This window comes from Robbsia andropogonis (assembly GCF_034047095.1).
Lineage (GTDB): Bacteria > Pseudomonadota > Gammaproteobacteria > Burkholderiales > Burkholderiaceae > Robbsia > Robbsia andropogonis.
Window position 1 is genome coordinate 935,234 of sequence record NZ_CP139166.1, and the last position, 19,152, is coordinate 954,385.

The following is a 19,152-nucleotide window of genomic DNA, read 5'->3' on the forward strand; positions in this document are numbered from 1 at the left end:
ATGTCCACCGACTCTTTCACGCCAAGCGACGATGTCATTCTTGCGCTTGACAACGTCAGCAAGTTCTTCGGGAAGGTCATCGCACTCAATGGCGTCACCTTGCATCTGCGGCGGGGAGAAGTGCATTGCCTGCTCGGCGACAACGGCGCTGGCAAGTCCACGCTGATCAAGATGCTCGCCGGCGTGCATGCGCCCTCCTCCGGCCAGTATCTCGTCGATGGCAAGCCGGTGATGTTCCAGTCCCCCAAGGAGGCGCTGGACTTAGGCATCGCGACCGTCTACCAGGATCTCGCGCTCGTGCCGCTCCTGTCCGTAGCGCGCAATTTCTTCATGGGCCGTGAACCACAAAGAAAATATCTCGGCCTCTTCAACGTGATGGACCTTGATCTTGCCGCCGAAACCGCTCGCGCGAAGCTTGCCGAAATGGGCATCCACGTACGCGACCCGCATCAACCCATCGGCACCATGTCCGGCGGCGAAAAGCAGTGCTTGGCGATTGCACGCGCGATCCACTTCGGCGCGCGCGTACTGATCCTCGACGAACCCACTGCCGCACTCGGCGTGAAGCAGAGTTTCAACGTGCTGCGGCTGATCCATGCGGCGCGCGCCAAAGGCATCTCCGTGATTTTCATCACCCACAACGTGCACCATGCCTATCCGATTGGCGATTCCTTCACGCTGCTCAATCGCGGGCGCTCGCTCGGCACGTTCACCAAGGACACCATCACGAAGAACGAAGTGCTCGACATGATGGCGGGAGGTGCCGAAATGCAGCGGATGATCGAAGAACTGGAAGGGGCGACGGTCTGACCGTTGAACAAGGATTACGCACCGGAACGCGACATGTCAGTGAAAAACGAATCACGCGCTGAAATCCATTTTGACCGTCACCGCGCGCTCGACATCATCTGCCTGGGTCGACTTGGCGTCGACCTTTATGCACAGCAGGTTGGTGCGCGTCTCGAAGACGTCTCGACGTTCGCGAAGTATCTCGGCGGTTCATCGGCGAACATCGCGTTTGGCGCGGCGCGACTTGGCCTGAAATCGGCAATGCTCACGCGCGTCGGTGACGACCATATGGGCCGCTTCCTCCTGGAGACACTCCAGCGCGAAGGCTGCGACACGCGCTACATCAAGGTGGATCCCGAACGGCTTACGGCGCTCGTGCTCCTAGGCATCGAAGACCGCGACACCTTTCCGCTCGTGTTCTATCGCGAAAACTGCGCCGACATGGCGGTAGATGAAAGCGACGTCGACGAAGCATTCATCGCGTCCGCGAAATCGCTGCTGATCACGGGCACGCACTTCTCCACGCCGCAGGTTAACCGCACGAGCCGCCGTGCCCTCGAATACGCGCACCGCAACGACGTGCGTACCATACTCGATATCGACTACAGGCCGGTGTTGTGGGGGCTGACCGGCAAAGCGGATGGCGAAACACGCTTTATCGCGAACGAAGGCGTGACCGCGCATCTGCAAGGCATCCTGCCGCTGATGGATCTCGTGATCGGCACCGAGGAAGAGTTTCGCATCGCAGGAGGACACGACGACCTCGTCGACTCCCTCGCGGCCGTACGGCGTGTGACCGGCGCCACGCTCGTGGTCAAGCGGGGACCGCTCGGCTGCTCGATCATCGACGGCGCGGTGCCGCCGACACTCGACGCCACACTGATCCATCGCGGTGTGCAGGTGGAAGTGCTGAATGTGCTGGGTGCGGGTGACGCGTTCGCCGCGGGCTTTCTTTCCAAATGGCTGCGTGACGCGTCACCCGAGGCGTGCGCACGCACCGCCAACGCCTGCGGCGCATTGGTGGTGTCACGCCATGGATGCGCGCCGGCCATGCCCACGTCCGCGGAACTCGATTATTTCCTCGACGCCGCGAGCCGTGAGCCTGAACGCATGCGTCGTCCGGACCGCGATGCCCACCTCGCGCGCCTGCATCGCACCAGTCCCGCACGCAGGCAATGGGACGAAGTGCTTGGCTTCGCCTTCGATCATCGTCCGCAATTCTTCGAACTCGCACAGCAGAGCGGCGCGGGCGAGGAGCGTATCGCGACACTCAAGCGCCTCTTCGTCGAGGCGGTGGCCGAGACCGAGCAACAATGCGGACTCGCAGGGCGCATCGGCGTGCTGATCGACGGGCGCTATGGTCAGGATGCCCTCAACGCGGCGACCGGGCGCGGATGGTGGATCGCGCGACCCGTGGAGATGCCAGGGTCGCTGCCGCTCGTATTCGACCAAGGTCGCTCGATCGGCACGACGCTGGCCGATTGGCCGCGCGAGCATATCGTCAAATGTCTCGTGCAGTTTCATCCCGACCATCCCCATGATGTGCGGCTCGAACAGGAAGCGCAGATCCGCGCCCTTTATGACGCGACGCAGGCAAGCGGTCACGCGTTGCTGCTCGAAGTGATCGTGCCGAAAACCGGACCGATCGCCGAGGAGGACAGCGTTTATCGTGCGCTCAAGCGCCTCTATAACCTCGGCATCTATCCGGATTGGTGGAAGCTGGAGTCCATGAGCGCGACGCAATGGCAGGCCATCGACGCACTGATCGCCGAGCGCGACCCTGCCTGCCAGGGCGTGGTGCTACTCGGGCTGTCGGCGCCAGTCGAGCAGTTAGGCGAGGCATTCGTGGCGGCGGCGGCATCCGCGACATGCCGTGGCTTCACGGTCGGACGGACCATCTTTCATGATCCCAGCCGCGCATGGCTCGCCGGCGAAATCGACGACCGCGAACTGATCGCGCAGGTACGGCATACGTTCCAAACGCTGGTCGACGCATGGCGGAAGGTCCGCGCACCCGGAATGCCACGACGTCAGGAGCAGGCAGCATGAGCGCGCAGGCAACGACGGTCCGACTCACCACCGCCCAGGCGCTCGTGCGCTATATCGCGGCGTTGCGGGTGGCCACGGGCGAACCGCTCTTCGGCGGCGTCTTCGCGATCTTCGGACACGGCAATGTGGCAGGCATCGGCGAGGCGTTATACGCAGCGCGCGACACCCTGCCGACCTATCGGGCGCATAACGAACAGGCGATGGCGCATAGTGCCATCGCCTATGCAAAGGCGCATTTCCGCCAGCGCATGATGGCGGTCACCACCTCCATCGGGCCAGGCGCCACCAATCTCGTGACCGCGGCGGCACTCGCGCATGTGAACCGATTGCCGGTCTTGCTATTGCCGGGCGACATATTCGTCTCGCGTGCCCCCGACCCCGTCTTGCAACAGATAGAGGACACGCACGACGGCGGCATCTCGGCCAACGATGCCCTCAAACCGGTGTCGCGCTACTTCGACCGCATCATGCATCCGGCGCAATTGCTGAGTGCGCTACCGCGCGCGATTCGCGTGCTGACCGACGCGGCGCTGTGCGGGCCGGTAACGCTTGCCCTGCCGCAGGACGTGCAAGCAATGGCCTACGACTATCCGCTCGCGTTTTTCGCACCACGCACGATATCCTTCCATGCCCCGGCGCCGGTCGCACATGAAATCGATGCGGCCGCGCACGCCTTGCGTGAAGCGTACACGCCGCTGATCATCGCGGGCGGGGGCGTGCTGTATGGCGACGCAAGCGCGGCGCTTCGGCGCTTCGCGGAGCGCCATGGCGTGCCCGTCGCGGAAACACAGGCGGGAAAAAGTGCGCTCGCATGGGATCACCCGCTGAACGTGGGCGGCATCGGCGTAACCGGTTCGGCGGCAGCGAACGATCTCGCCAATACGGCAGACAGCGTGCTCGCCGTCGGCTCACGACTACAGGATTTCACCACCGGCTCGAATACGCTTTTCTCCCAAGCGCGCATCGTCGCGGTCAATGCGAATGGATTGGATGCGTTGAAGCAAGGCAGCATCGCCGTGGAAAGCGACGCGGCACCCGCGCTCGATGCGCTGAGCGCCGCGCTCGGGGACTGGCGTGCCGCGCCACAGTGGACCACCAGCGCGAAGGCCCTGGCCGGCGATTGGCGCGCCACCGTAGCTCGCGTCACCGGCACGCCCCCCGCAGACCACGCGCTGCCGCGCGAAGCCGACGTGATCGGCGCGGTGCAGCGCTCGCACGCCGAGTCGCCCGTCAACGACATCGTGGTGTGTGCGGCCGGCACACTTCCCGCCGATCTGCAGAAACTCTGGCGCGCGGGCGTGGCCGGCGCTTACCACGTCGAATATGGTTACTCCTGCATGGGCTATGAGATCGCGGGGGGCCTCGGCGTGAAGCTCGCGCGGCCGGACCGCGAAGTGATCGTGATCGTGGGCGACGGCAGCTATCTGATGATGAACAGCGAGCTGGCCACGTCCGTAATGCTCGGATGCAAGCTGATCGTGGTGCTACTCGACAACCGCGGCTATGGTTGCATCAACCGGCTGCAACAGGCGTGCGGCGGCGCCCCGTTCAACAATCTTATCGACGACTGCAGACAAGGACCGGACGGCGCGCCCTTCATCGATTTCGCAATGCATGCCCGCGCGCTCGGCGCGAGCGCCGAACACGTCTCCAACATCAGCCAACTCGAAGCCGCCATGCGACGCGCACGCGCCGCACATTACAGCTATCTCATCAGCATCGACACGGACCCGGCACGTCCGACGGAGGAAGGAGGCTGGTGGTGGGAAGTCGCGGTGCCGGAGGTCTCGGCACGGGCCTCGGTAAACCAGGCACGCGAGATCTACGAACGCGCCGTTGCAGCACGCGGACGCAAAAAGGACTAACGCCATGAGCAGATTCGACGTACGCATCGGCATCAATCCGCTGTCGTGGATGAACGACGACCTGCCTTCGCTCGGTGGTGAAACGCCACTCGCCACGGCGCTGACCGAAGGCCGGCGGATCGGTTATGACGGTTTTGAGCTCGGCAACAAGTTTCCGCGCGAACCGCATGCCCTGAAGACGCTGCTTGACGCATACGATCTCGCGCTCGTCTCGGGCTGGTACTCGGGGCGCCTCGCCGAGCGCAGCGCAGAGGCGGAAATAGAAGCGGTCGGCCCTCATCTGGCTCTGCTGGCGAAGAACGGCGCGCGAGTAATGGTGTATGGCGAGGTCGCCCATTCGATCCAAGGTGCGCCACAACCACTTTATAAACGCCCACGCTTTTTTACCGATGCGCAATGGGACACGTACGCCGAGCGCCTCGACACGTTCGCGGCCTACACCCTCTCGCACGGTGTACGCGTCGCTTACCATCATCACATGGGCGCCTATATCGAAACCCCCGACGACGTGGATCGGCTGATGAGCCTGACCGACGATACGGTGGGCCTCCTGTTTGATGCGGGACACATCACATTCGCCGGGGGAGATCCGCTCGCCGTGCTGGATCGCCATGTCGCACGCGTATGCCACGTCCACTGCAAGGACGTGCGCACCGAGGTCGTCAAGCTGGCACGCAATCGCAACTGGAGTTTTCTGGAAGCCGTGGTCAACGGCGCGTTCACGGTTCCGGGCGACGGCGACATCGACTTCCCCGCGCTCATCGCACGCCTCAAAAAGCACGGATACCGCGGCTGGCTGGTGGTGGAGGCCGAGCAGGACCCGGTCATCGCGCCGAGCTACGCCTTCGCGCAAAAGGGGTATGACACTTTGCGCGCGCTCGTCGATTCCCATTCGAAGGAGGCAGCATGAACCTACTCGTGAAGGCTTCACGCGACGGCAAGACCATCGCGTGCGTGACACCGCAAAGCGCGGCGTGGAAACATGTCGGTTTTGCGGCCTACCGGCTTGCACCCGGCGAGAGCCTGTCACTCTACGAGACGGCGCGTGAGATGTGCATCGTGGTCTTGTCAGGCACGGTGACGATCGAGGCGGGCATGCACCGCTGGGAAAACATCGGCACGCGCGACAGCGTGTTCGAGGACACCGCACCGTACGCGGTCTATCTACCGCCCACCTTGACGGCTACCGTGCACGCGTCGCGCCACGCCGAGATCGGTGTCGCGAGCGCGCCCGCGACCGGCATGTATCCCCCACGCCTTATCGATCCGTCGCACATGAGCCGCTCGACGCGCGGCAAAGGGGCGAATACACGCTATATCTGCGATATTCTCCCGCAGACCGAGCCCGCCGAGGGATTGCTCGTCGTGGAAGTGAAGACGCCTGGCGGGCACGCATCGAGCTACCCACCGCACAAGCACGACCAGGACAACGTGCCGGTGGAAAGCGCGCTCGAGGAAACCTATTACCACCGGCTGAATCCGCCGCAAGGCTTCGCGTTTCAGCGCGTCTACACCGACCAGCGCGACCTCGACGAAACGATGGCCGTGGAAGATCATGACGTGGTGATGGTGCCGCGCGGCTATCATCCCGTGGTGGTGCCGTACGGCTATGACAACTACTACCTGAATGTCATGGCCGGCGACAAGCGCACCTGGCACTTCAAGAACGATCCGACGCACGCATGGATCGCCGAACGCGACGCGCGCGGCAACAGCGACACCTGATCAATGCCCCGGCAATGCGGGGCGGCAATCGTCGCGAATCGTCCGGCCGCGAAAAGCCTACTTAAGTCGATACACGCGAATCAGCACCGCATCGCGTGCCGGACGCAGGCTGTCGAGCGTTCCGACATACACGCCCTCGTTGATCCAACCGTACCGCCCCGACGGCGCAATCAGATCCAGATTCGAGAACACAGCCTGGCCGGGCGCACGCTGCGGCGGCGCAAGTACGTGATTCGACACGCTGATCACTGCACCGTCGTCGGTCTTCAACTCATAGGTGGCGGATAGTTGCTTGTAGCCGTCGCGACGCACCAGTTGCCGATCCGCCCCACCCGCCAGCACGGTTCCGTGAATATGCGGGCCGGTGAACGTGCCACCGACGATGGGCACCATCCGCCGCTCACCGATCGGCGATTCACCGAGTGACATCGTCGGCGCGAGATCACAGGTGATTTCCATCACGAGTTCGGTCGAAGGGGGATGCTCCGGCGGCGGTGACGGTATATCGGCCGCCTGGGCGGCCGCCACGGATACCAGCATCAGCAAGACGGCCAACCCCCGCGGTTTCAACCAAGTCGTTTTCATCGCATGTCTCCTGTTCATCGCGCTCACGACCCGACGCACACAAAACTCGACGCATCGTTCACGTCACCTTTCACATATCGCGCGGTCTGCGGATAGGGGCACAGTGGACGCGTCATCCCGGCCGGCAACTGCGACCCGGACTGACTGCCTGCATGCGCGACGAGCGCACCCGGCGGGGTGCCACGCTCGACCCAGCCCACTATCGCCGCAAGCGAATCAAAGCTGTCGAGCGCATAGTCGCCACCCGCGCAATGGTTCATGCCCGGCACGATGTACAGGCGCGCGAATGCATCGGCGCGTGCACGGTATTTTTCGGAAAGCCGCCGATAGTAGTCGATGGAATCCAGCACGGAGAACACCGGATCGCTGCCGCCGTGATACATCAACAGCTTGCCGCCACGCGCCCTGAAACCGTCGAGATCAAGTGAATCAGCGTCCATGAATTCGACGGACGACTGCGGATATTCCGGGGTCTTCCGGTAGATTGAACGATCGAGATCGTCGAGCGACACCGTCTGGATATCAAACGTATCGCGGGGCGGCGTCGAGAACACGTACTGCATCGATCCAGCACCCAGCGTTTCGGCGAGCGACGGATTCGTGCTGTCACCCAGCTTCCATTGACGCCAGTTCGCACTACCAATCCCCGAGTCATACGGCCAGCGCGCATACAACGGGCGACCATCGGATGATTTCGCACCATCGAACACCTCGTGCAGCGCGGTAACCTGCGCCGGGCGCAAGCACTGCTCGGTCTGACCCGCCCGGCACTGCAGTTCCACCGGATCGAACCGGCAGGTGTCCGGCCGGTAATCGAAGCCGTCGCTGTTGCCGCAGCGCGCGCGCGCGGCCGTGGCGACGAGATTAAGATCCGCATTCGAGAACGCCTGGCCGAGCAACACACGCCCGTCCGAGGCGCGCGGCGCGGCGCGGGAGAAAGCCTGCGTGTCGGCAACCTGCGCGATGGCCGCGTGCGGTAAGCGGAAACCAGGATCACCTGCGATGATGCCATCGTATTCGCTGCCATAGCGCTGCATCGCTTCCATCGCTTCCTGGCCGCCTTTCGAGCAGCCGGCGAAATAGGAATGCTTCGGCCCGATGCCGTAGAATGCGCCAATCAATTGCTTCGCGGCGCGCGTGACCGGGCCGATCGATGCATAGCCGTAATCCACACGTGCCTGGGGATCAACACCGAAGCCGACGTTCTGGTCGGCGGTGTGGCCGGCATCGGAACTGACGACGGCAAAGCCGCGCGCCAATGCACGCGGACCGTCTCGCCACGACGGGATCGTGCCGGTAGCCGGCAGCACCACGCCATCACTACCGCCGCCGCCCTGGTAGAAGAAGCGTCCCGCCCATACGAGCGGCAAACGCAATTGGAAGTGAATGCCGTATTGCGCATTGGTCGAAGCGGCGCCGTTCACCGTGACCGGCGCGGGCCGGCCGGTGCGCGACGCGAGCACGCCCTCGACGAGGCAATGCGCCGGTAGCGTCTCGGAAGGCTTGCCGTTGACCGCGTCGACCCATTTCGCCGACGTGACCGTGCCATCGGGTATCGCGCTTTCAGCAAGGCGCGCGCACATCTGTGCGCTACTATCGGCGTCGCGCCGCGCGACCGACGAAGCCGAGCCGGACGATGCCGATGCCGACAGGGCCGCCCCCGAATAGCCAGCCACGCCAGCGGCCAGCACGACCATCCATGCAACCTTGCCGGCCGATACTTTCGCTACGCCGGCGCCACCCGGGCGATGCACCGCGTTATCGTGATCCATCTGCATTTCGTGTCGTCTCCCGCTTGTCGTCGTTACGCACGCGACCACTGCGTGCGTGGTTGCATTGTGCCGCTACGCGTGGTCAGAACTTATGCGAGATGCCGACGCCGACTGCCGTCGTGTTCTGTCCTGCCACGCCGCCCGTCAGCGATGCGGTCATCAGATTCGTTAGCCCATTCGCGCCTTTCTTCGCATTCATCCAACCAACATAGCCGTATACGCTGGTCGCCTTCGACAGCAGATAATCATCGCTCAACACGACGGTGGTGGTCGCATTCTGCGTGTTCTTCCGATCCTCGGCCCAGTAGTAGGCGAGTGTCAGCCGCGTCGCGGGCGTCACATTCCAGTTAGCGCCCGCTTGGAGCACGCGGATGTCGGACGGACCCGTCACCCCGAACTGTGAAATGGCATTGCCCAACGGCTGGTCGTAGTCGGTCCACGCCGCCTTCAGCGTGACCGTGCCAAGCCGGTAGCCGCCACCGAGCGACCATACACGCAGGTCACGCGTGCCGGTCGTGTCGTTCTTCTGCACGTATGCCACCTCGGCGATCAGCGGGTCGCCCGTATAGGCAGCGCCGGCCGACACCGTCTGCCCTTGCGCAAGGCTGCCGGACTGGTTGCCGAAGTGGTACAGCACGCCAGCGTAGACGCTATCAGTGCGATACGTATACGCGAGTGAATTGGATTCATACACGGTGACAGCTGAGCTCGTGCTCCTGCCTTCGTTGAAATTCCAGAAGCCGGCCGCGCTGAACGCCTGCTTCAGGTCGCGCGGGTCGACACGACCGAATGCGTAATACGCGGGATCTTGCTGCAAACCTGCGGTCACCTGGCCGTACGGCGTGCGCAAAAACACGTTTGCATAATGGCCGAACAACGTATTGGTTGCCGACAGCGCGCCCGTGCCGAGACTGAACTGCCCTTCCAACTGGAAGCCAGCCTTCAGGCCGCCGCCAAGATCCTCGATGCCGAGCAATCCGAAGCGATTGCTCGTATTGCCTCCCGAGCTGAACAGAAAGCTGCTATGAGAAGTCGGACCGCCCGCTCCCGGACCGCCGTTCTTGTTCTGGTAAAGCAGGCCGCCATCGACGACCCCGTACAACGTCACGTTGCTTTGCGCGTGCGCGACGCTGCCGATCGCACAGGCCGCGATGCAGACGAGTTTCTTCATGCTGTCTCCAATCTCCAAACCATCTGGCAGGATGGCAACTGTCCGGTATGCCCGGATGCCGCCTTTTTAGTTGCATCGCAAAGTCTGCCTTCTTGACATCCGCGACGTGTATTGCCCGATTCGACGTTGGCATCGGGCGCGCCAATGTCCGTTGTCGTGAAGCGCATCTTATATCAGGAAGCCTGATATTAAATCGCCAATGCGTACGGTTTAGTACAAACACCTAGCGTGGACCACACGGGTGTCGGGATGCGCGTACCGCCCTCATCCGCGACTCATTCATCGGCCGGTTGACGCCTCACGAGCAGCAGCGCGGCGAGCGCGGCCACCACCGTGACAGGGATGCTCGCGCCAATCACGACGGAGGTACTGCGTCCCATCGCAAGCAGTTGCGCGGCGGCGAGCGGTCCCACGACCGAGCCGACCCGCCCCACGGCAACGGCCGCCCCGACGCCGGTACCGCGCATGGCCGTGGGATAATAAATCGCCGCTAGCGCATACAGCACCGACTGTCCACCGATCACGAACATCCCCGCGGCAAATGCGGCCGCCGCCAACGTCGTGAAACCGGGTGCGAGCGCCAGGGCCGCGAGCGACACGACGATTGCGGTGTACATGCCACCCACGACGCGCGCCGCGCCGAGTCGGTCGGTCAACATGCCGATGCCGAGCGCACCGAGCCCTCCGCCGATATTGAAGCAGATCTGCACCATGCCGACCTCCGCGCGGCCGAGTCCGCGCGCGGCCATCAGCGACGGCAGCCAGTTCAACAGGAAGTACAGCACGATCAGCGTGCAGAAGTAGCTGAGCCACAACGCCAGCGTCGCAGGCGTGCGACCGCCGCCGAACAGCACGGTGCGAACACTCGCCGGTTCACTGCGTGTACTGGCCGCGTCGAGATACGCGCGCGACTCAGGCAGCATCAAGGCAAGAAGCGGCACCAGCAGCAGCGGCCCGACGCCGCCGACATAGAAAATATGACGCCATTCGGTATCGCTTGCCAGCAGGACACCGATCAGCGAAGCGATTACACCGCCGAACGGAATGCCGCAATACATCGCGCTGACCGCCGTGCCGCGCCGATTCGGCGCAACCACCTCCGATGACAACGCGATCAGGTTCGGCATCGCGCCGCCCAGACCGATCCCGGTGAGAACCCGCACGACCGTCAGCATGGCAAAGCTCGACACCTGTGCGGTCGCGAGCGACAGCAACCCGAACAGGCAGACCGATGCAATCAGCACGCGCTTACGGCCGTAGCGGTCCGCAAGCCGTCCCCCGAGCATCGCGCCCGGCAGCAGTCCGAACGTCCCTGCGCTGAAGGCCCAGCCCATCTGCCCAACCGACAGGCCGAATTCTCGCGCCATCCGCGGCGCCGCGACCCCGACCGATTGCAAGTCGAGCCCCTCGAGCAAGGCAATCGCGAAACACAGCGCGAGCGTCGCGGCGGTTCCTTGCCGCTGCGCTACATAGGTATTCATGCGTCGGTCTCCATTTGCACCGCTTGCGGACGTCTGATGTGCCGCGGCAATGTCTGTTATCGGTTTTCTTTCATCATACGGATACCTAATTTTTCCTTTTCCGTATGCCCGTTGTGGCAGTGCGGCGCGACGGTGAGATCCGCCGCCCCGTCCGCCGATCGCGTTTCATGGGGTGTCACTGTTGTGCGTCGTGTATCGCAAGAATCGCCAGCGGATCGTCGGCCGCCGCCGCGTATAGCCGCTCGATCAGCGCCGCACGATGCCGTTGCACCGCACCCTGATTGATCGACCCCTTGTCCGTTGTTTCCCCAAGATCCAGTGACGGCGGCACTTCCAGCAGACGCACGCGCGCAATCCGCGACGCGCTGCCGGTCGCGGTGGCGTTCAACCGCGCGAGCCACGTCGCGCACCAGTCACGCACCGCCGGCGAAGCGAGCACGTCGGCCGCCGGAATATTGGGGGCTAGACCCGCCAGTTGCCGGCACGCGTCGAGTCGTGGAAACACCAGAAAGCCGATGTCGTCACGATCGATACCCGTCACCACGATGTCCTGCACATAGGGGGCGCCCTCCGATACCGCCCGCGCGCGCATCGGTCCGACGCTGACGAAAGTCCCTGAACTGAGCTTGAAATCCTCCGTCAGCCTCCCGTCGAACATCAGCCCGAGCGCCGGACGATCAGGATCGGCGAAATATGCCGCATCGCCGCTGCGATAAAATCCGTCGGCATCGAAAACGCTGGCGGGATCTACCTCCGCATTGAGATAGCCACGCATGACGTTCGGCCCGCGAAAACGCAACTCGAACTTGTCGCCACAGCGTGCGAGCCGCGCCTCGCAGCCGGGTGCAGGCAAACCGATGTAGCCCGAACGTCGCACCGGCCCGGTCGTGAACAGGCATGACGGCGACGTCTCCGTCATGCCGAGCCCCGCCATGATGCGAACGCGCTCGCCGCAATGTGCCTCGGTCACCCGTTCAAGCCGGTCCCACGCAGCCTGTGACAGTCCCGCGCCACCGAAGAAATACAACTTCACGCGCGAAAAGAATGACTCGCGCAACGCGGAATCACGCTCCAGGGCGAACGTCAGTTCCTCCCAGCCCTTCGGCACATTGAAATAGATCGTGGGCGCGATCTCGCGCAGGTTTCGCACGGTTTCGTCGAAACGACCTGCCACCGGCCGACCGTCATCGAGCCAGATCGTGCCGCCGTTGTACAGCGCGATGCCGAGGTTGTGGCTACCACCGAATGTGTGATGCCATGGCAGCCAGTCCACCAGTACCGGTGGCGTGCGCGCAAGCTCGGGCATGGTCTGGCGCAGCATCTGCTGATTGCTGCACAACATCCGGTGCGTCGTCGGCACGGCCTTCGGCTGCTTCGTCGAGCCGGAGGTAAAGAGGATCTTCGCGAGCGTGTCGGGGCCCACCTGCGCATGGACGGCATCGATCGTCGACGGGACCGTGTCGAGGAGCGCATCGAACGCGACGACGCGCGCGCCAGGCGTCGCGAGGGCTCCGGCATTGCGGCCGACGATCACGGCCGCGTCGGCCGGCGCGGCCGCTGCAATCGCTCGTGCGAACGCCGCGCCGTCATCGACGAATACCGCGCCAGGCGTCAGCACGCCAAGCGTGTATTTCAGTTTTCCATGGTCGGTGGATACCAGCGAATACGCTGGCGAGATCGGCGCGACGGGCACACCGGCCAGCATCGCGGCGAACATGAGTTGCAGATGCTGCAGGTCGTTGCCGGACAGGATCGCGAGCGGTCGTTCAGCGGATAGTCCGAGCCCGATGAGCGCCTCGCCAAGTGATCGGGCACGCTCGAGCATCGCCGCGTAATGCAGTTGGATCCACTCGCCGTCCGGTCCACGTTGCGCGGCGATTGTGCGAGACGGATGCGCCCGCGCCCCGGCGATCAGACAGTCGGTCAGGCGATCCGGATAGGCGCCGAGCGGCTCGACCGCACGCAGCAGCCAGCCGTCACCGTCGCGCTCGATATGCGCGGCGCCCTCGGCGACGTCGGCCGCGCGATAACGCACGGATGAAACAGGCGTGGCAAGCACGGCAGTCTCCTTGCTCATACCGGATAGTGACGTGGTGAGGTCTGCACGGTAATCCAGCGCAGCTCGGTGAATTCGGCGACCGACGCGCGGCTGCCGAAGCGGCCATGACCGCTCGACTTGACGCCACCGAACGGCATCTGCGCCTCGTCGTGCACGGTCGCGCCGTTGATGTGACAGATGCCGGACGCTATCCGGTTCGCAACACGCATGGCGCGCGCGAGGTCGCGGCTGAATACCGCCGCGGATAAACCGAACTCGCTGTCGTTCGCGAGCGTGATCGCATGCTCGTCATCCTCAGCGCGCAGCACGGCGACAACCGGCGCGAACGACTCATCGCGATAGAGCCGCATCGAGGACGTCACACCGTCGACGATCGTCGGCTGCATGATGGCGCCATCGACACGACAGCCAACCGGCAGTGACGCGCCCTGCAACGTCGCGTCCTCGACCAGCGCCGCGGCGCGTGCCGCCGCGTCGGCGCCGACCATCGCGCCAAGCGGATGCCCGTCACGCGGATCACCCGCCACGAGCGTCCGCGCCTTCACGGCAAGCCGCTCGACGAAAGCATCGGCAACGCCCCGCGCGACAATCGCGCGCTCCGTCGACATGCAGATCTGCCCTTGATTGAAAAATGCACCGAAGGCGATCGCGTCGACGGCGGCATCGAGATCGGCGTCATCGAGAACGATCGCCGGCGCCTTGCCGCCAAGTTCGAGCAGTGCCGGCTTCAGATGCTCCGCGGCAAGCCGCGCGACAATACGGCCGACCCGTGTCGAACCGGTGAAATTCACACGGCGCACACGCGGGTCCGCGATCAGCCGCTCAACAACGGCCGGCGCGTCGGCCGCCGTATGGGTAATCACGTTGATCACCCCCGCACCGATGCCCGCGTCGTTCAGCACGCCCCCGATCATCAAGTGCAGTGCCGGACATAGCTCGGACGCCTTCAATACCACCGTGTTGCCGCAGGCAAGCGGCATCGCGACCGCACGCGTGCCGAGGATGACCGGCGCGTTCCACGGCGCGATGCCGAGTACGACGCCACACGGCACCCGCAAGCCCATCGCGAGGCTGCCGGGCGTATCGGACGGAATGACATCGCCCTGAATCTGCGTGGTCATCGACGCCGCCTCGCGCAACATGTTCGCCGCAAGCATCACGTTGAAGCCGATCCAACCGGGCGTCGCACCGGTCTCCGCGACGCCCATGGCGATGAAGTCCGCGGCGCGCGCATCCATCAGATCGGCCGCTTGCAGCAACTTTCGCCGGCGCTCCGTCGGGGCGAGCGCCGCCCAAGCGGGGAAGGCGGCGTGCGCGGCCGCCACCGCCGCCGTTGCATCGTCGACGCTTGCGGCACCGGCGCGCGAGGCCAGCGCCCCCGTTACCGGATCGTGTCGGTCGAACGTCGCACTGCCCGTGGCCGCGCGCCATTCGCCGCCGATCAGCATCTTTCCGTCGGTCATGTTGTCTCCTGTCCGTCTCTTCACCCCGCCCTTGCCGGCGCGGGGCGAGATGGGGTCGTTATCGTTTTCATCACGTCGGCGTGACGGGTACGTCGGACACGCCACGCCGCGCAAGACGGCATACACGCCTTTCGGCTCGCCTTGCGCCCGGCACCAGCACACACTGTCAGTCAGCGCTTGTATGCCTGCAGGCCCGGCTTGATGGCCTTGTCATCGAGGAACTGCTTCAGCCCCTGCTCGCGACCATGCTCCGGGTCGCGCAATTGCGCCTGATCGAGCTTGGCGTACAGATAATCCTCCGACTGCTCCCACGTGAGTTCACGGCAACGCTTGAACCCGTGTTTCGCCGCGCGCAGCACGACGGGATTCTTGTCGGTCAGCTTCGCGGCGATCGCAATCGTCGCATCGCGCAATTCGGCGAGCGGCACGCTGCGATTGACGAGCCCCATCTCCGCTGCTTCGGCCCCGGTGAACGTGTCGCCCGTCATGATGTAGTACAGCGCCTGGCGATGACCCACCGTATCCGCCATCGCCTTGCTGACCAGATTGCCCGGCGGAATGCCCCAGTTGATTTCCGACAGCCCGAACACCGCATCGTCGGCGGCAATCGCCAGATCGCACGCGACCAGCGGGGAAAATCCACCGCCGAAGCACCAACCGTTGACCATCGCGATCGTCGGCTTGCTATACATCCGCAACCGGCGCCATTGCCACTCGGACGCGTCGCGACGTACCCGCTCCTGCAAGGCGTCCGAGCCGCCATCGATCTCGCGAAAATACTCCTTCAGGTCCATGCCGGCCGTCCACGCGGTGCCCGCACCGGTCAGCACCAGCACCTTCGCCTCGTCGTCGAACTCGACCTCATCGAGCACCTGCAGCATTTCGCGATTGAGCGTCGGGCTCATCGCATTGCGCTTTTCCGGTCGGTTCAGCGTGACCCATGCGATACCAGCCGATACCTCCACCTTCACCGTTTCCCAGCGATTTCCATATTTGCTCATGTCACGTTCCCGTTATTCGTGTGGATCAGTGCATCGCATCGCGGTGCCACGCCGACGCGATTGCAACCAGAGGTGATTTATATCAGGTTACCTGATATTGCGTGCGCACGAGTTCGGTGTATACCCGAAACCAGCAGGATATGTCGGGCAAGGCTGCGTGTCCGAAACCGAATCAGTTGCGCAGGTTGCGCACCAGGACGTCAAGCCAGCGTTGCACTACCGCGCGATCGGCATCCTGCATGCCGTCGAGCATTTGCAATTCGAGGGGTTGAAATACGGTCTCGCAGCGACGCAGCATCGCGCTGCCTTCCGCGGTCAGTGTCAAAAGGATCAAGCGGCCGTGGTTCGGATCGGCATCGCGCCGGATCAGTCCTCGCGTGGCCATGGCACTCATCACCTCGTTTGCGGATTGCGGCGTGATAAATGAGCGCTCGGCAACCTTCGCATTAGATAACGGCCCACGCGCCTCCAGTACGGACAACGCCGTGTACTGCGCCAGCGTGATGCCCAGCGGGGCAAGCGCGTCGGTCATGTGACGGCGCAGCAGGCGATCGAGGTTGCCGATCGAATACGTCAGGCGCTGCGCGGGGCGAGGGGTGATTCGGGTTCCGATATCCTTTCGGGTCGGCTTTGCGGCTGGCTTCATCGGTGGAAGGGAGACGGGCTGATGACTGTCCCGCTATCTTACCAGCCATGCTCGCGAACACCCGTCCGGCCGATACATCGCCGCCATGGGCACAGCCGGCCTGACCGATAGGATCGTTTTTTTACTGCGAGCAAAACGACGGCTGGTAGTTGTACACCCACGCCGTCTTCGTCGTGCTGGGCGACAACGTCCAGTTCGTCATCCCTTGCAAGGTGCTGAAAATTAATTTCGACCGCGACGTCACCTTGTCCGTAAATTGACCATCACCATTCACGTCGACTTCGAACGATATCTCCACCAATGAGGGAGTCGATGCCCCGTTTGCGTACCACACCGTGAGCGTGAAATCCGCATCGGACTGACCAATATCACTGGTTGGCCCGTCATAGGTCACCTCATGGATCGACAAGCCGCTGACTGGCGATAATGCCTGGCTGCTGACGCTATCGAAAACAGTCGTCGTCGGGAACAGATCCTTGATGTCACTCAGGTGATTGAGGTTTTTACTGCTCTTCAACGGTTCTGAAGTCGAATGCGAAAACTGCTCGTGATACGTCGGCGTGATATCGTCCTCAAGCTTGCTTTCGGCTTTTGACGAACTGCCGGTGACATCGGTATTCGCCGCCGTACTTTCATCGGTGGAACCAAACTTCAACTCGATTTCACGGTCACCACTATCGTCTCGTTCGCGCATCGAATATCCTGCGGCCTTCACTTCACACGTTCCCGGTGAATCGTAATAGAGCACGGTGCGATCGTGGTCGGCGGCGAACGTCTTTTTCACGGTCGAATCGAAACCATTCGACGCGAGGCTGGCCTGCAAGTCGGTCAGGAACCGGTTCGCCGCGTCCAGTGGGTCGCTGTCGAACGCGGCCGGATTCAAGAGGACCTTGAATTCCCGACTGCCAACTGTCGGGGTTTTTGCAAACGCATCGTGCGCGACCAAGCTCATTGCAACCATTGCAACGCCAGCCGCATGATGCCAGTTGATCTTTGTCATTTGGGCTCTCATGGGATAAAGAAGTGAAGCAGCCCCAGACTAGTCACCTGTCATGACGGCACCATGAATGTCGACCATCTCGCCTCGCTACGCCTTCTCGTTCGCGGTAAACAGATAGTCCATACCGCTGCATGTTGTTTAGTGCCTAAGCAATAATTCGTTTGACCGCCTGCTGATATCGCTGTGAGGCGTCGATATGTCACGTTACGCGACGTTGCGACTTTGCGACTTTGCGACTTTTGTATATTTCGGACTGACGGACAGTTGTAAGCAGATTGCATGTATTAAACTCGGCGCGGAAAGTAATAATCGGTAACGCCATACGGTGCCAGCGTGAACATCCTATATACGAATTTCCACAGCTTGAATGGTGGAGGCCACACTACGTACATCGTGACGCTGGCGAAGGCGTTGTCCAAGGAACACCGAATCAGCATTGCCACGCCGGACACCAGTCAGTTATATGCATGGCGTGACGCGCTGCCCGATATCGCGTTTCTCCCGTTTGACTTCAAACCGCGCATCGCCGAGTGGGCCACTACGATCATTCACCTGAGAAAACTGATTGTCGCCGGCAAGTTCGACATCATCCACGTCAACGGATCGGCCGATCACCGCTTCGTTATGCTTGCCTGCGCATTGATTCGCAAACGCCCTGTGATCGTTTTCACGAAACATAATGAGCATCGCGCGTGCTCGATCGGAAATGCCATTCGTGCCCGCTTCTTCACCGATCACACCATCGCAGTAAGCGACTACGTCAAAACCTTCCTTGCCAACTCCGCTTACCGCAAGGTTTCAGTCGTCAAACACGGCATTGATCTCGACGCCGGACATCATCCCGAACTGGCACGGCAATGGAAAGGGCTACGCGACATCTGTTACGGTGCCTCGGGCCGGTTGCCTCATCTGGTTTTAGGCAGCACCGCGGGGACGGGCGCGCACAAGGGCTGGATGACACTGGCCAATGCGCTCGTCTTGTTGCGCCCCGAGGAGCGCGCGCGACTGTCCGTTGTACTGGCCGGGGAATTACCTTGTGACTTGACATTGGCGACACTCGACGCGCTGGACGTTCGCCGTCATTTTCATTTCACCGGGCTGATCACGGACAAAAACGCCGTATTAGGCTGTAGTGACATGGCATTTGTCTTATCGCAAAAAGAAACCCTGTCGTACGCCTGCCGGGAAGCAATGGCCGCGGGTCTCCCCGTGATGGTGGCTGCCAGCGGCGGCCTACTGGAGAATGTCGATGACGGTATCAACGGCTGGGTAGTCCCACCAGGGGATGCCGCGGCTGTCGCTGGCGTGCTGCGCCAGATATTAAACGACCCGGACCATCGACTGGCGCTGGGGCGCGCAGCCCGGAGCAAAAGTGTCGCGCAATTCGGCATGGAAGGCTTTCTTGTCGAAACGATGTCGGTCTACCATTGCGCCATTGCAGCACGCGGCAAGCAGACCAAGGACACACGGACAAGCATGGACACGGCTACAGGCGTGAGCAAGCCGATCGTGCCATCCAACACGTCGCAGGCCCTTTGACACCATG

At 62.9% G+C, this 19,152-nt stretch carries 15 protein-coding genes; 6 read left to right on the forward strand and 9 right to left on the reverse strand.

The annotated features are described in order from the left end of the window. Genes SJQ66_RS09060 through iolB form a run of 5 tightly spaced genes read left to right on the forward strand, consistent with a single transcriptional unit; the run spans position 1 to position 6,428 of the window. A complete protein-coding gene (locus tag SJQ66_RS09060) occupies positions 1 to 810 on the forward strand; it encodes an ATP-binding cassette domain-containing protein (RefSeq protein WP_024905216.1) in 810 nt (269 codons plus the stop codon). Between the two features lie 33 nt (positions 811 to 843). Continuing rightward, on the forward strand, positions 844 to 2,838 hold the full coding sequence (locus tag SJQ66_RS09065; protein ID WP_024905215.1) for a bifunctional 5-dehydro-2-deoxygluconokinase/5-dehydro-2-deoxyphosphogluconate aldolase: 1,995 nt from the start codon (positions 844 to 846) through the stop codon (positions 2,836 to 2,838). Beyond that, a complete protein-coding gene (iolD, locus tag SJQ66_RS09070) occupies positions 2,835 to 4,703 on the forward strand; it encodes a 3D-(3,5/4)-trihydroxycyclohexane-1,2-dione acylhydrolase (decyclizing) (RefSeq protein ID WP_236693476.1) in 1,869 nt (622 codons plus the stop codon). The genes SJQ66_RS09065 and iolD overlap by 4 nt, the downstream gene beginning before the upstream one ends. A gap of 4 nt (positions 4,704 to 4,707) precedes the next feature. Further along, a complete protein-coding gene (iolE, locus tag SJQ66_RS09075; protein WP_024905214.1) occupies positions 4,708 to 5,613 on the forward strand; it encodes a myo-inosose-2 dehydratase in 906 nt (301 codons plus the stop codon). Further along, positions 5,610 to 6,428, forward strand: a complete 819-nt coding sequence (iolB, locus tag SJQ66_RS09080; protein ID WP_024905213.1) for a 5-deoxy-glucuronate isomerase — start codon at positions 5,610 to 5,612, stop codon at positions 6,426 to 6,428. The genes iolE and iolB overlap by 4 nt, the downstream gene beginning before the upstream one ends. 57 nt (positions 6,429 to 6,485) lie before the next feature. On the opposite strand, the gene SJQ66_RS09085 is transcribed toward iolB, so the two are convergent. The 9 genes from SJQ66_RS09085 to SJQ66_RS09125 all read right to left on the reverse strand — a co-directional run bounded on the left by SJQ66_RS09085 (position 6,486) and on the right by SJQ66_RS09125 (position 17,606). Continuing rightward, entirely contained in the window at positions 6,486 to 7,013 is a 528-nt protein-coding gene (locus SJQ66_RS09085; RefSeq protein WP_024905212.1) for a DUF3237 domain-containing protein, read from the reverse strand. A gap of 23 nt (positions 7,014 to 7,036) precedes the next feature. Then, entirely contained in the window at positions 7,037 to 8,785 is a 1,749-nt protein-coding gene (locus SJQ66_RS09090; RefSeq protein ID WP_157685775.1) for a tannase/feruloyl esterase family alpha/beta hydrolase, read from the reverse strand. Positions 8,786 to 8,867: 82 nt separating this feature from the next. After that, on the reverse strand, positions 8,868 to 9,956 hold the full coding sequence (locus SJQ66_RS09095; protein ID WP_024903987.1) for a porin: 1,089 nt from the start codon (positions 9,954 to 9,956) through the stop codon (positions 8,868 to 8,870). A gap of 275 nt (positions 9,957 to 10,231) precedes the next feature. Continuing rightward, positions 10,232 to 11,437: a 3-(3-hydroxy-phenyl)propionate transporter MhpT gene (gene mhpT, locus SJQ66_RS09100; RefSeq protein WP_024903986.1), complete on the reverse strand. Its 1,206-nt coding sequence runs from the start codon at positions 11,435 to 11,437 to the stop codon at positions 10,232 to 10,234. Positions 11,438 to 11,612: 175 nt separating this feature from the next. Further along, positions 11,613 to 13,514 carry a feruloyl-CoA synthase gene (locus SJQ66_RS09105; RefSeq protein ID WP_320533964.1) on the reverse strand — a complete coding sequence of 634 codons (1,902 nt, stop codon included), beginning with the start codon at positions 13,512 to 13,514 and terminating at the stop codon, positions 11,613 to 11,615. Beyond that, positions 13,511 to 14,959 carry an aldehyde dehydrogenase gene (locus SJQ66_RS09110; protein WP_024903984.1) on the reverse strand — a complete coding sequence of 483 codons (1,449 nt, stop codon included), beginning with the start codon at positions 14,957 to 14,959 and terminating at the stop codon, positions 13,511 to 13,513. Before SJQ66_RS09110 ends, SJQ66_RS09105 begins: the two co-directional genes overlap by 4 nt. Positions 14,960 to 15,129: 170 nt before the next feature. Then, the gene (locus tag SJQ66_RS09115; RefSeq protein WP_024903983.1) at positions 15,130 to 15,960 is read right to left on the reverse strand and encodes a p-hydroxycinnamoyl CoA hydratase/lyase; all 831 of its coding nucleotides are present in this window, start codon (positions 15,958 to 15,960) and stop codon (positions 15,130 to 15,132) included. Positions 15,961 to 16,132: 172 nt separating this feature from the next. Next, on the reverse strand, positions 16,133 to 16,606 hold the full coding sequence (locus tag SJQ66_RS09120) for a MarR family winged helix-turn-helix transcriptional regulator (protein ID WP_024903982.1): 474 nt from the start codon (positions 16,604 to 16,606) through the stop codon (positions 16,133 to 16,135). Positions 16,607 to 16,727: 121 nt separating this feature from the next. Further along, positions 16,728 to 17,606, reverse strand: coding sequence for a hypothetical protein (locus SJQ66_RS09125; protein ID WP_024903981.1), 879 nt, complete (start codon positions 17,604 to 17,606; stop codon positions 16,728 to 16,730). A 333-nt stretch (positions 17,607 to 17,939) separates the two neighbouring features. Between SJQ66_RS09125 and SJQ66_RS09130 the strand changes: the two genes are divergently transcribed. Beyond that, complete coding sequence (locus SJQ66_RS09130; protein ID WP_024903980.1) at positions 17,940 to 19,145, forward strand: glycosyltransferase family 4 protein; 1,206 nt, start codon at positions 17,940 to 17,942, stop codon at positions 19,143 to 19,145. The last annotated feature ends 7 nt before the right edge of the window (positions 19,146 to 19,152 follow it).